The organism is Arthrobacter sp. G.S.26 (assembly GCF_050847375.1).
Taxonomy (GTDB): Bacteria; Actinomycetota; Actinomycetes; order Actinomycetales; family Micrococcaceae; genus Arthrobacter.
In genome coordinates, this window is the sequence record NZ_CP193752.1 from 2834100 (window position 1) to 2846895 (window position 12796).

Here is a 12796-nt window from a genome sequence, read left to right on the forward strand (position 1 = left end):
TGATTGGTCCGTTGTGGTTCTTTTTTCATTGGTGGCTACACACGCCGACATCGACCTTGAGACCGTTGCCCAGTTGAGCAACGGTTCCTCCGGTATCGCTACATCCATGCTGACCGGATCGCCGGCAGTGTCGGGTGCGGTTGTCCTTGCCACCTGCAACCGGTACGAAATCTACGGCGAGGCGCCGCATCCTGATGATGTCGAAGCGGCCCGCGCAGCGCTCGTGGCCCGGATCAGCGATGCCAGTGGGCTTAGCGAACCGCTCGTTTCCCGGTCCCTGAGCACCCGGACCGGCACTGAAGTGACCAAGCATCTGTTTGCCGTCAGCGCGGGACTGGATTCCGCCGTCGTGGGCGAACGCGAAATTGCCGGCCAGGTGCGCCGTGCCCTCATCATGGCCCAGCACGAGGGCACCGCCAGCCCCGGCCTGGTCCGGCTCTTCCAGGCCGCTTCCAAGACCGCCAAGGACGTCGGCGCGCAGACCGCCCTGGGCTCCCGGGGCCTCTCCATCGTCTCCGTGGCGCTGGACCTGGCCACCGACCTCTCCGAAAACCCCGGCTGGGCCGCCAAAAAAGTCGTCGTCTTCGGTACCGGCGCCTATGCCGGCGCCACCATGGCGCTGCTTCGCGAACGCGGCTGCACCGATATCTCGGTTTTCTCCTCGTCCGGGCGCGCCGAAGGGTTTGTAGCCACCCGCGGAGGCACGGCCCTCGACGCCGATTCCCTGCGTTCCGCGGTCGCCGCGGCTGACGTCATGATCGGCTGCAGCGGCTCGGATACCCGCGTTGAAGCCGACGAACTGGCGCAGGTCCGCGCCGGCTCCCCGCAGCCGCTGATCGCCATCGACCTTGCCCTGACGCATGACTTCGACCCCGCCGTCGGAGAACTCGACGGCGTGGAACTGCTCACCCTCGAATCCGTGCGCCTCGCGGCGCCGCAGGAACAGGCCGAATCCCTGGCCCAGGCCAGCGGGATTGTCAGGACTGCCGCCAGCGCCTTCGAGCAGGAACGCGAGGCACGCTCCGTCGATTCGGCGATCGTTGCCCTCCGCCGGCACACCATGAACGTCCTGGACGCCGAAATGGAAAAGGTCCGGGCCCGGCACGGCTGCACGGCAGCTGCTGAAGAGGTCGAGTTCGCGCTCCGCCGCATGGTGAAGCAGCTCCTGCACGTCCCCACCGTCCGGGCACGGGAACTCGCCGCCAACGGCCAGCAGGACGAGTACGTGGCCGCCCTGGAGGCGCTCTACGGCATCACGGTGGACCAGCCCGCAGCGCAGGCCACGCAGGCCGAATGCCCCGTGGACCATCAGGGCCGGCAGGACCACCAGCGCCACCAGAGTCACCAGGGCCTCGAAACCGCCTGACCCGCCCCGCACCCCCGCGTTGCCCTATCACTTATGGTCCCCTGCGGGCCCTTATTGCGACCAGAGGTGATAGCGCAACGGGGTCAGTAGACCGGCTTGTTGGGCTCCACGTCGCGAACCCAGGACAGGATGCCGCCGTCAAGGTGGCTGACGCGCTGGTAACCGGCTTTCCGGGCCGCGGCCAGCACATTGGCGGACCTGGTCCCGGCCTTGCAGTGGAACACAATGTCCTTGTCCTGCGGAAGCTCGCCCCAGGCTTCCCCGGCCAGGATCCGGCCCTGCGGCACCAGTACCGCGCCCTCGATCCGGACAATGTCGTACTCACCGGATTCCCGCACGTCCACCAGCTCGAAGTCCCGGAGCCCGGCCTTCCGTGAGGCCAGCATGGAGGCCAGCTGGGTGGCGGTGACAGTGTGCTCGGTGTCCGTGGGAACGTCGGGGGTGATGCCGCAGAACGCGTCATAATCCACCAGTTCGGTGATGGGCTCCGCGGCCGGGTCCTTGGACACCCGGATTTCGCGCCAGCTGCCGCCCAGCGCGTCGAACAGCGCCACCCGGCCCAGCAGTGAACGCCCGACGCCGGTAATCAGCTTGACCGCTTCGGTCACCATCAGGGAGCCCACGGCTGCGCACAACATCCCGAAGACGCCGCCCTCGCCGCAGGAGGGCACTGACCCGGCGGGCGGGGCTTCGGGGTAGAGATCCCGGTAGGTGGGTCCGTGCTTCTCCCAGAAGACGCTGACCTGGCCGTCGAAACGGAAAATGGACCCCCACACGTAGGGTTTGCCCAGGATGGCTGCGGCGTCGTTCACCAGGTAACGCGTGCCGAAGTTGTCCGCGCCGTCAAGGATGAGGTCATAGCCGGCAAAAAGCTCCAGGGCGTTGGATGTATCCAGCCGGACGTTGTGGAGCCGGACGTCCACCAGTGGGTTCAGCTCCGCGATGGCGTCCCGGGCGGACTCGATCTTTGGCCGCCCCACGTCCGCCACACCATGGATGACCTGGCGCTGCAGGTTGCTGAGGTCCACGGCGTCATCATCAACGATGCCCAGGGTCCCCACCCCGGCAGCCGCCAGGTACAGCAGTGCGGGGGAACCGAGTCCGCCCGCGCCGATAACCAGCACTTTGGCATTTTTGAGCCGGCGCTGGCCCAGCGCGCCGATCTCCGGAATGATCAGGTGCCGCGAGTAGCGCTCCACCTCTTCAGCGCTGAGCCCTGCCGCGGGTTCCACCAGCGGTTCAAGGGTTTCTGCTGACACATTTGCGGTGAACATCGAAGCCATACTTCAATGTATGCCCCGGGATACCGCGCGGTCATATTACCCGGCAGTAAAGTGTCTATGTAACTGCAATGGAAGGAGGGACAACCGTGGTCCCTGATGCACGGGCTGATCACCCGAACGCCGAAGCTCCGCCCACCTCCCCGCGCCCTGCAGGCCAACGCTCCGCCCGGCTCCCCCGGGACGAGCGGCGCGCCCAACTCCTTTCAGCAGCGCAGGAAGTTTTTGTGGCCAACGGCTACCACGGCGCCGCCATGGACGAGATCGCCGAAACGGCCCATGTCAGCAAGCCGGTGCTGTACCAGCACTTCCCCTCCAAACGGGAGCTGTACCTGGCTCTCCTGGACAGCCACCTGACCTCCCTCACCGCGTTGATGATGGGTGCCTTGAACTCCACCACCGACAACGACGAGCGCGTCCAGGCGGTGATGCGTGCCTACTTCCAGTTCATCGCCAGCGATGACCAGGCCCACCGGCTGGTTTTCGAATCGGACCTGATCAACGATCCGGACGTCAGTTCCCGGCTGGAAACCTTTAACAGGACCTTTGCCGACGCCATCGCGCACGTCATCGCCGAGGACACCAAGCTTCCGCACCTGGAAGCTGAGCTCCTGGGCCGCGGCCTCGCCGGAATGGCGCAGGTCAGCGCCCGGTACTGGCTTGAAACGGACGGAAACCTGGACCTCAATGTGGCCAGCGACCTGATCTACCGTTTAGCTTGGCGCGGAATCTCTCGCTTCCCCAAAGAGTCCTAGACTACAAAGGAGACATCAGCAACGAACTTTGACTGGCTGGGAGGCCCCCTGTGGAAATTAAGATCGGCATTCAGAATGTTGGCCGCGAAATTGTGCTGGAATCCACGCAGGACGCGGATTCGGTGGCCAAGGTTGTGGAAGAGGCCATCACCAAAGGCACCGAGTTGCGCCTGAAGGATGAAAAGGGCCGTCTGGTCATTGTTCCCGGCAAGGCCCTCGCGTACGTGGAAATCGGTGCCGAAGAAGCCCGCCGGGTCGGTTTCGGCCAGTTCTGACGCGCTGCCTGCAAGGTAATAAAGGAGCCCCATGCTTTCGCTGACCATCGTTGTCCTGGCCGCCGTCGCGGTGGGGTTAATAGTGTGGGCCAATGACAAACGCCATGCCAAGTACGGGGCAGGCCTGCCCGCCGGCGTTTCGGTAAGCGTCGCGGCCCTTGCCTGGCTCATCCTGATGGCTGCGGGCTTCGGGTACCGTCCCGGCCTGACCTGGCTGCCGTGGGTCCTGCCCATCGTGCTGGGGGCTGCCGCCGCCGTGGCCGCCGCCGTTTACCTGGGCTCTACCCGGGCCCGGCAGGACACCGATAGGCTCACTGCGGTGCTGCGGCGCTGACGCCAAGCCAAAGTCCTGTGGCCACCACCCGTTGAGGTGGTGGCCACAGGACTTTAAGGGCGTCCGACGGCGGCAGCCGGCTTAGAGGAATTCGGCCCGGCCGGCCATGGCTGAGGAAGCCAACGCATGTTCCCGGCGCGGGATCCGGCCGGCCGCTGCGGCCATCCTGCCGGCTTTGACAGCGTGTTTGAAGGCCTCCCCCATCAGGACCGGGTTCTGGGCGCGGGTCACGGCCGTGGCAAGCAGCACGGCATCGCAGCCCAGCTCCATGGCCAGGGCAGCATCGGATGCCGTCCCGATTCCGGCGTCCAGCACCACCGGCACCGAGGCGCGGGAAACAATCAGTTCGATGTTGTGGGGGTTGAGGATGCCCAGGCCGGTGCCGATCGGTGAGCCCAGCGGCATCACCGCGGCGGCTCCGAGGTTCTCCAGCCGCAAAGCCAGGACGGGGTCATCATTGGTGTAGGCAAACACCTTGAAGCCGCGGTTAACCAGCTGTTCCGTGGCATCCACCAGTTCCACGGCGTCCGGCAGCAGCGTGTGTTCGTCGGCGATGACTTCGAGTTTCACCCAGTCCGTCTCCAGTGCTTCGCGGGCCAGTTCGGCGGTCAGGACGGCGTCGCGGGCGGTGAAACAGCCGGCGGTGTTGGGCAGGACCCGGATGCCGTGGTCCACCAGCAGCTGGAACAGCGAGCCGGTTTCTGCCGTGGAGTACCGGCGCATGGCCACGGTGGTCAGGGCCGTCCCGGAAGCGATCAGGGCGGCTCCGAGCCCGTCGAGGCTGGGGGCGCCACCGGTGCCCATAATGAGCCGCGAGGCCAGGGCGACGCCGTCAATGACCAGGTCATCGCGGCCTGTGCCACCGGCCTGGTTCAGCAGTTCGGTGTTGGTGTTGGCCATGGCCCTAACCGCCCTGGACTGCCGTGACGAGTTCAACGTCGTCGCCGTCCGCGAGCGCCGTGGCGGACCATTGGCTGCGCGGCACCACCTGGGCGTTCTGCGCCACCGCCACCCCCAGCCGTGCGCCGTCGGCGGCCTGCCCATTGGCTGCGAGGACGCGGCCGGTGACCTGGCTGACCAGCATGCTGATGGACGCGCTGTCCACCACCGCATGTGGAGTTCCGTTCAGGGTGATGTTCATGCTGTCTCCTTGATGGTGCGGGGAAGGTGAGGGGCAAAACCGGAGAACCGGGCGGGGTTGAAGGGTGCCCAACGGGGATCAGCGTGACCGTCCATCAGGTCGCGGCAGATGGCTGCGGCTGCGGGGGCCAGGAGGATGCCGTGGCGGAAGAAGCCGGTGGCAATGATCAGGCCCGGCACGTGCGCGGCCATCCCGAAGCCCGCGTCCGCACCGGTGCCGTCCGGTGCAGGCACCCGGCCCAGGAGGGGAGCGTTGTCCGGAGTGCCGGGCCGTGCCCGGGCGGTGCTCTCCAGCAGCTCGAGCTCGGCAACGGCAGGCACCAGGGCCTGGGCGTCCCGCAGAAGCTGATACACCCCACCCGCGGAGACCGCGGTGGGGCCGGCCAGGGCATCCTCGCGCTGGGTGGCGCCGATCACCACCGTGCCATCCTGCCGCGGCACGATGTAGACGGGGACGCCGTGGACCAGACCGCGGACTGTGGAGCCCAGCAGTGGGCGCAGGTGCTGTGGCACGGCGAGCCGCAGGATGTCGCCGTGTACCGGCCGCAACGGCAGGCTCAGGCCGGGGGGAAGGCCACCCAGTGCTGCCGCCTGCAGCCCGTTGGCCACCACGGTTTCGGCCGCCCGGACCGTCCCGCCACCGGCGAGCTGCACACCTGCGACGGCACCGTCTTCCCACAGCAAGCCGCTGGCCTTGGCCGCTACCGCAAACGGATCGCCGGCGAGCGCACGCCGCATGCTGGCCAGCAGAAGCCGCGGATCCACCTGGTGGTCTGCTGGAGTATCGAAGGCGCAGGCGATGGCGGGGCCCAGCAATGGCTCCCGGCGGCGGGCCTCCCGGATGGTGAGCGGTTCCACGGTCAAACCGTTCGCCTGCTGCACAGCGCGCAGGTCCATCAACGCCCGGCGGTCGGCGGCGTCGGCGCCCACGGCTAGGGTCGGCGTCGTGAGGTATCCGGGGTCCCCGCCGGTGACGGCGAGATCCGCGGCGAAACCGGGCCAGAGGGCGGCGGCCGCAAGCATCAGCTCCAGGAGGTCCTCTTCCTGGTAATGCAGCTCGCTCACCGGCGCCAGCATTCCGGCGGCGGCCCAGCTGGCACCGGCGCCCGGCGCGTCATCGATCAGGAGCACGGACCGGCCGGAGCGGTACGCCTCCCAGGCGATGCTGTGGCCAACCACGCCGCCGCCAATCACTGCAACGTCGGCTTCCAACGCTCCGTGCGGGCGGTCATCGGGGGTAGCAGGCAGGGCGCCCATGTGTCTCCTTCCCTACGCCGGCATTACCCGGATCAGGTCAAGCGGTCGGCTCTGACGCCCTCTCAGCCCGGCGCTTTGTGACAGCTGCCGCGGGCTCCCGCAGTACCCGGCCAGTCTAGAGGAACTAGGCTGGCAGCCATGAATGTGACCCACTCCCCTGCCGCCGCTGATCCCCTGGCCACCGCTCCCGGCGCGGCCGCGCTCCACGCAGCACGGCTGTACCTGTGCACCGATGCCCGGAAGGACCGCGGCGACTTTGCCCGGTTCGTCGACGCGGCGTTTGCCGGTGGGGTGGACATCATCCAGCTTCGCGACAAAAGCATCGAGGCGGCCGAAGAGCTGGAGCTCCTGGCCGTGCTGAAGGAAGCCGCAGTCCGGCATGGCCGGCTCTGGGCTGTCAACGACAGGGCCGACGTCGCAGTGCTGTCCGGCGCCCCGGTTTTCCACATCGGCCAGAAGGACCTGCCGCTGCCCGCCGCCCGCACCCTGCTCAACGGCAACGCCGCCATCGGCTTGTCCAGCCACACCCCGGACCAGGTGGACGCGGCCCTCACGGCAGCCGCGGGACCTGCGGCGCTGGACTACTTCTGCGTGGGGCCCGTCTGGGCCACGCCCACCAAACCCGGCCGGGCCGCCGTCGGACTCGACTTGGTGCGCTACGCCGCGGCCGCAGCCGGCGACGACGTTCCCTGGTTCGCGATCGGCGGCGTGGATGACGGCAACATCGGTGAGCTGGTGGCCGCTGGGGCCCGCCGGGTGGTGGTGGTCCGCGCCATCACCGATGCCCCGAATCCCGCAGCAGCCGCGGCTTCCCTGCGCAGCGCGTTGGAATCCGCAGACGCGTAGCGGCAGCGTCCCTGCCCGTTCGGAAAAAACCGGGCTACGCTGGGCAACGTGCCACATCACCGGCTTGCACCCCAGGTCCACGACCACAACAACGCGCTCGAAGCCGCCCTCAGTGAGCTTCGGGTCGAGCTGGAGCTGCCCGGCAAATATCCGGCTGATGCCGTCCACGATGCCGAGGCCGCCGTGGCGGCCCTGCAGCTGCCGGGCGAGGACCTGACCGGCATTGAATTCGTCACCATTGACCCGGCGTCCTCCACTGACCTGGACCAGGCGGTCTTTATGGAGCGCGACGGCGACGGGTACCACGTGCTGTATGCCATCGCCGATGTGCCCGCTTTCGTCGCCCCCGGCGGGCCCCTGGACGCCGAGACCTGGCGCCGCGGCCAGACATTTTACGCCCCCAACGGGCGGATCCCGCTGCACCCCGAGGTGATCAGTGAAGCGGTCGGCAGCCTGCTGCCGGACCAGGAGTGCCCGGCGTTTGTCTGGGACTTCCGGCTGGACGCCCGCGCAGGGGTCACGTCCGTGACCGTACGGCGTGCACGGGTCCGCAGCCGGGAGAAACTCAGCTATAGGGGCGCGCAGGCGGACCTGGATGCCGGCACAGCGGGCCCGGTGCTGGAGCTGCTCAAGGAAGTGGGGCTAAAACGGGTGGAGCTGGAGCGGCTCCGCGGCGGCGCCAGCCTGAACATGCCCGAGCAGGAGATTGTCCAGCTGCCCGACGGCGGCTACCGGATTGCCGCCGCACCGCAACTGCCCGTGGAGGACTGGAACGCGCAGATCTCGCTGATGACCGGGATGGCCGCGGCGCAGCTGATGCTGGCCGGAAAGGTGGGAATCCTGCGCACCATGCCGGCCCCCGACGAGCGGTCGCTGCACCACTTCCGGCTGCAGACCGAGGCCCTCGGGAAACCATGGGACGGGGCCGCCAGTTACGGCGAGTACCTGCGCACCCTGGACGCGGCCGAACCCCGCCAACTGGCCATCCTGCATTCGGCGGGCATGCTGTTCCGTGGTGCTGCATATACAGCCTTTGACGGGACCGTGCCGGAGAACGTTGTCCAGTCCGCCATCGGCGCCGCGTACGCCCACACCACTGCTCCCCTGCGCCGCCTGGTGGACCGTTTTGTGCTGGTGATCTGCGAGGCCCTGAGCAACGGCCGGGACGTCCCCGGCTGGGCGCGGGAGGCGCTGCCTTCCCTCCCCGAGGTCATGGCCGGCTCCGACCAGCTGGCATCCCGGATGGAACGCATGGCCCTGGACACCGTGGAGGCTGCACTGCTGGTCAACCATGTGGGGCAGGAATTCGACGCGGTAGTGATTGCCGGTTCGAAGCCGGCCAAGGACAACGGCAATGGAAACGGCGCCGGCAATGGGAAGAACGGGAACGGCGGATCAGGCACCATCCAGATCGCCGAGCCCGCAGTGACCGCCCGCTGCGCCGGAGAGCTGAAGTCCGGCACCAAGGTCCGGGTCCGGCTGGTCTCCTCGGATATCGCCGCCCGTAAAGTCCACTTTGAGCTGGTGGCCTGAGCCCGACGGTTCGCCGCGGGGCACCAAAGCCGGGTTCCCGGGCCCGTGCCGTTAGACTGGAAAAGTAGAAACGGATGCCCGGTCGTTGATTTCCTTGATTTGAAACCAACAAGCCCGCCCCTACGCGATCTTGAGATTGACCCGCTGGTCACCAGTGCCAGCATTTAGATAGCCCGCGATCGGCTTCCACTGGAATTGCTTGCGCGCTTCGAGCGTGCTCCGGAACGGCCCAGGCCGGCCCGTTGAGCAGGCAGCGCCCTCGCCCAAATGAATAAGGAAACTCCCTGTGAGTGAATTGCACACGCACCAGCTTCTGACCGATGAGTCCGGCACCGAGACCATCGAGCCCGAAGAAACCATTATTTCGGACGAAAAGCCGCACGAAATCGAAGAAAAGTCGTTCGCCGACTACAACGTCCGCGCCGACATCGTGGAGTCCCTGGCCGACGCCGGGATCACCCACCCCTTCCCCATCCAGGCCATGACCCTGCCGGTGGCACTGTCCGGCCACGACATCATCGGCCAGGCCAAGACCGGCACCGGCAAAACCCTGGGCTTCGGTATTCCCGCGCTCCAGCGTGTGGTGGGCCGCGATGATGCAGGCTTCGACAAGCTGCCCGTCCCCGGCGCCCCGCAGGCCCTGGTGATCGTGCCCACGCGCGAGCTCGCCGTGCAGGTGGCCAGCGACCTCGAGACCGCTTCCCGCAAACGCAACGCGCGCATCGCCACCATCTACGGCGGCCGTGCCTACGAGCCCCAGGTGGATGCGCTGCAGAAGGGTGTCGAGATTGTGGTGGGCACCCCCGGCCGCCTGATCGACCTTTACAAGCAGAAGCACCTGAGCCTGAAGAACGTCCGCATCGTGATCCTGGACGAGGCTGACGAGATGCTGGACCTCGGCTTCCTGCCGGACGTTGAAACCCTCATCGCCGGCACCCCCGCCGTCCGCCAGACGCTGCTGTTCTCCGCCACCATGCCCGGCCCGGTCATCGCCATGGCCCGCCGCTACATGACCCAGCCCACCCACATCCGGGCCGCTGACCCGGATGATGAGGGCCTGACCAAGCGCGACATCCGCCAGCTCATCTACCGCGCCCACGCCATGGACAAGATCGAGGTGGTGGCCCGCATCCTGCAGTCCCGTGGCCGCGGCCGGACCATCATCTTCACCAAAACGAAGCGCACCGCCGCCAAGGTTTCCGAGGAACTTGTGGACCGCGGCTTTGCCGCTGCAGCCATCCACGGCGACCTGGGCCAGGGCGCCCGTGAACAGGCGCTCCGTGCGTTCCGCAATAACAAGGTGGACGTCCTGGTGGCCACCGATGTCGCTGCCCGCGGCATCGATGTTGACGATGTCACGCACGTGATCAACTACCAGTGCGTCGAGGACGAAAAGATCTACCTGCACCGTGTGGGCCGCACCGGCCGCGCCGGCAACAAGGGCACCGCCGTGACATTTGTGGACTGGGACGACATGCCCCGCTGGGGCCTGATCAACAAGGCACTGGGCCTGAGCGTTCCCGAACCGATCGAAACCTACTCCTCCTCCCCGCACCTGTACGAGGACCTGGACATCCCCGAAGGCACCAAGGGCCGGCTGCCCCGCGACAAGCGCACTCTGGCCGGTGTGGATGCCGAGGTCCTCGAAGACCTGGGCGAGACCGGCAAGAAGAACGCCGGCGGCCGCCGCGAAGGCGGACGTTCCAGCGACTCCGGCCGCTCCGGCGGACGCTCCAGCGATTCAGGCCGGTCCGGTGGACGCTCCAACGATTCAGGTCGCTCCAGCGACTCCAGCCGCTCCGGTGACTCCAGCAGGTCCGGCGGACGGTCCGCGAACGCCGGCCGCACCGCCGAAGCACCCGTCGAGGCGGGCGGCCAGGCCACGGGCCAGGCTGACCGCGCCACCTCGGCCGATCAGGCCGGCGACGGCCGCGACCGCGACCGCACCCGCAGGGGCCGCCCCGCCCGTTCCGGCAGCCAGGACAGCAACGGCGAAGGTGCCCGCAGCGCCGGCACGGCAGGCCACGAAGGCGGAGGCCGCCGTCGTCCGTCCGAAGCGGCAGGCGAACCTGCTGCCGACGGCGCCGACCAGCCCTCGCGTGCCCGCCGCAACCGGACCCGGACCCGCCGCCGCAACGGTGAAGTTGTGGGTGACGCTGCCCAGTCCGGCAGCGCCGAGGGCTAAAACCCTCCATGACGAACACGCTTTGGGCGCCGGACGGCGGCAGCCTGGTGGTGCACGCGGAAAATTCCGTGTACCTCCCGTCGCTGCCGGCCGGCGCCTTCACGCTGATCTATGTGGATCCGCCGTTCAACACGGGCCGGGCGCAGCGGCGCCAGGAAACCAAAATGGTGGCGTCGCTGGACGGCACCGGCGACCGCGTTGGGTTCAAGGGCCGCTCCTACGACACGATCAAGGGCGCCCTGCACAGCTACGACGACGCGTTCAGCGACTACTGGTCGTTCCTGGAACCGCGGCTGCTCGAGGCCTGGCGCCTGCTGGCCGACGACGGCACCCTGTACCTGCACCTTGACTACCGCGAGGTGCACTACGCCAAGGTGATGCTCGATTCGATTTTCGGTCGGGAGTGCTTCCTGAACGAAATCATCTGGGCCTACGATTACGGCGCCCGCGCCAAAAACCGCTGGCCCACCAAGCACGACAACATCCTCGTGTACGTCAAAAACCCTGCCAAGTACCACTTCGACAGCGCCGAGGTGGACCGGGAGCCGTACATGGCGCCCGGGCTGGTCACTCCCGCCAAACGTGAACTGGGCAAGCTGCCCACGGACGTGTGGTGGCACACGATCGTCTCACCCACCGGTAAGGAAAAGACCGGCTACCCCACGCAGAAGCCCGAGGGGTTGATCCGCCGTGTGGTGGCAGCCTCCAGCAGGCCCGGGGACTGGTGCCTGGACTTCTTTGCCGGGTCAGGGACGCTCGGCGCTGTGGCGGCAAAGCTGGGGCGGAAGTTTGTCTGCGTGGACCAGAACCAGCCGGCCATCGACGTGATGGCCAAGCGGTTGGGTGCGCACGCCACCTTCACGTCCCACCCACCCAACTAGCTCGCACTTGTTGTCGTTTTGAGCGCCCAAAACGACAACAACTGCGAGTCAGTTGGGAAAGGCCGGGCGGGTCAGGGGCGCACGACGGCGGTCCCCGTGGCCTGCGACTCGATCCGGGCCAGGACCTCGGGGCTCGTCACGTTCTCACCCAGCAGGTTGGGCTTGCCGGTGCCGTGGTAGTCCGAGGATCCGGTGACCAAAAGGTCGTGCCGGGCAGCGAGGCCACGGAGGAATTCGCGTCCCTCTTCAGGATTGTCCCGGTGGTCGATCTCCACGCCCGCCAGGCCGGCGTCGATCATGTCCCGGTACGTCTGCTCCCCCACAATCCGGCCGCGGCCGGACGCCACCGGGTGGGCGAAGACCGGGACACCGCCTGCAGCACGGACCAGTGCCACAGCAGTGGCCGGGTCCGGTGCGTAATGGGGCATGAAGTAGCGGGAACGGGAAGTCAGGATGGACGCGAACGCCTCCGACCGGTCCGCCACAACGCCGGCGGCCACCAGTGCGTCAGCGATGTGCGGGCGCCCCAGTGTGGCCCCCGGAGCCACATGATGGATGACGTCGTCCCACGTCAACGGATAATCCTCGGCCAACAGCGTGACCATCCGTTCGGCCCGGGTCAACCGTGACTCCTTGGCCTTGGTGATCTCCTCAAGCAGGCCAGGGTGCAACGGGTCGTGCAGGTAGCTCAGCAGGTGGACGCTCACCCCACGGTCCGTCCGGCAGGAAACCTCCATGCCGGGGACCAGGGCCACGCCGCACCCGGCAACGGCGGCGGCTGCCTCGGCCCAGCCGGACGTGGAATCGTGGTCCGTCAAGGCCACCACATCCAAGCCGGCGCGGGCAGCGGATGCCATCACGTCGGCGGGCGTTTCGGTGCCGTCGGAGACATTGGAGTGGGCGTGCATGTCGATCCTCACCGCTCCAGCCTAGTAGACCGGCCG

At 67.6% G+C, this 12796-nt stretch carries 13 protein-coding genes and 1 riboswitch; of the genes, 8 read left to right on the plus strand and 5 right to left on the minus strand.

Going from position 1 to position 12796, the window contains the following annotated elements:
* Window positions 1–13: 13 nt before the first annotated feature.
* Window positions 14–1366 carry a glutamyl-tRNA reductase gene (locus ACRB8A_RS12935; protein ID WP_285240713.1) on the plus strand — a complete coding sequence of 451 codons (1353 nt, stop codon included), beginning with the start codon at window positions 14–16 and terminating at the stop codon, window positions 1364–1366.
* Between the two features lie 83 nt (window positions 1367–1449).
* Here the strand turns inward: ACRB8A_RS12935 and moeB are convergent, their stop codons facing one another.
* Window positions 1450–2649 carry a molybdopterin-synthase adenylyltransferase MoeB gene (gene moeB / locus ACRB8A_RS12940; RefSeq protein ID WP_285240712.1) on the minus strand — a complete coding sequence of 400 codons (1200 nt, stop codon included), beginning with the start codon at window positions 2647–2649 and terminating at the stop codon, window positions 1450–1452.
* A gap of 86 nt (window positions 2650–2735) precedes the next feature.
* On the opposite strand from moeB, the gene ACRB8A_RS12945 reads away from it, so the two are divergent.
* The 3 genes from ACRB8A_RS12945 to ACRB8A_RS12955 are packed head-to-tail and all read left to right on the plus strand — an operon-like array spanning window position 2736 to window position 4010.
* Window positions 2736–3401, plus strand: coding sequence for a TetR/AcrR family transcriptional regulator (locus tag ACRB8A_RS12945; RefSeq protein WP_050685927.1), 666 nt, complete (start codon window positions 2736–2738; stop codon window positions 3399–3401).
* Between the two features lie 50 nt (window positions 3402–3451).
* Window positions 3452–3676 carry a DUF3107 domain-containing protein gene (locus ACRB8A_RS12950; protein WP_050685980.1) on the plus strand — a complete coding sequence of 75 codons (225 nt, stop codon included), beginning with the start codon at window positions 3452–3454 and terminating at the stop codon, window positions 3674–3676.
* 31 nt (window positions 3677–3707) lie between these two features.
* On the plus strand, window positions 3708–4010 hold the full coding sequence (locus ACRB8A_RS12955; RefSeq protein ID WP_285240711.1) for a hypothetical protein: 303 nt from the start codon (window positions 3708–3710) through the stop codon (window positions 4008–4010).
* 81 nt (window positions 4011–4091) lie between these two features.
* On the opposite strand, the gene ACRB8A_RS12960 is transcribed toward ACRB8A_RS12955, so the two are convergent.
* The 3 genes from ACRB8A_RS12960 to thiO all read right to left on the minus strand — a co-directional run bounded on the left by ACRB8A_RS12960 (window position 4092) and on the right by thiO (window position 6407).
* Window positions 4092–4910, minus strand: coding sequence for a thiazole synthase (locus ACRB8A_RS12960; protein WP_285240710.1), 819 nt, complete (start codon window positions 4908–4910; stop codon window positions 4092–4094).
* A gap of 4 nt (window positions 4911–4914) precedes the next feature.
* Window positions 4915–5151, minus strand: a complete 237-nt coding sequence (gene thiS / locus ACRB8A_RS12965; RefSeq protein ID WP_050685922.1) for a sulfur carrier protein ThiS — start codon at window positions 5149–5151, stop codon at window positions 4915–4917.
* Window positions 5148–6407, minus strand: coding sequence for a glycine oxidase ThiO (gene thiO, locus ACRB8A_RS12970; RefSeq protein WP_285240709.1), 1260 nt, complete (start codon window positions 6405–6407; stop codon window positions 5148–5150). Before thiO ends, thiS begins: the two co-directional genes overlap by 4 nt.
* Window positions 6400–6518, minus strand: a riboswitch (TPP riboswitch). Its footprint overlaps the gene before it by 8 nt.
* Before the next feature lie 27 nt (window positions 6519–6545).
* Here thiO and thiE point away from each other — a divergent pair.
* The 4 genes from thiE (at window position 6546) to ACRB8A_RS12990 (ending at window position 11852) form a co-directional block, all read left to right on the plus strand.
* Window positions 6546–7253: a thiamine phosphate synthase gene (gene thiE / locus ACRB8A_RS12975; RefSeq protein ID WP_285240708.1), complete on the plus strand. Its 708-nt coding sequence runs from the start codon at window positions 6546–6548 to the stop codon at window positions 7251–7253.
* A gap of 48 nt (window positions 7254–7301) precedes the next feature.
* Window positions 7302–8786, plus strand: coding sequence for an RNB domain-containing ribonuclease (locus ACRB8A_RS12980; RefSeq protein WP_432244830.1), 1485 nt, complete (start codon window positions 7302–7304; stop codon window positions 8784–8786).
* A 286-nt stretch (window positions 8787–9072) separates the two neighbouring features.
* Complete coding sequence (locus tag ACRB8A_RS12985) at window positions 9073–10971, plus strand: DEAD/DEAH box helicase (RefSeq protein ID WP_432244831.1); 1899 nt, start codon at window positions 9073–9075, stop codon at window positions 10969–10971.
* Between the two features lie 8 nt (window positions 10972–10979).
* Window positions 10980–11852 carry a DNA-methyltransferase gene (locus ACRB8A_RS12990; RefSeq protein WP_056597097.1) on the plus strand — a complete coding sequence of 291 codons (873 nt, stop codon included), beginning with the start codon at window positions 10980–10982 and terminating at the stop codon, window positions 11850–11852.
* 71 nt (window positions 11853–11923) lie between these two features.
* Here the strand turns inward: ACRB8A_RS12990 and ACRB8A_RS12995 are convergent, their stop codons facing one another.
* Window positions 11924–12772 carry a PHP domain-containing protein gene (locus ACRB8A_RS12995; RefSeq protein WP_050685909.1) on the minus strand — a complete coding sequence of 283 codons (849 nt, stop codon included), beginning with the start codon at window positions 12770–12772 and terminating at the stop codon, window positions 11924–11926.
* Between the last annotated feature and the right edge of the window lie 24 nt (window positions 12773–12796).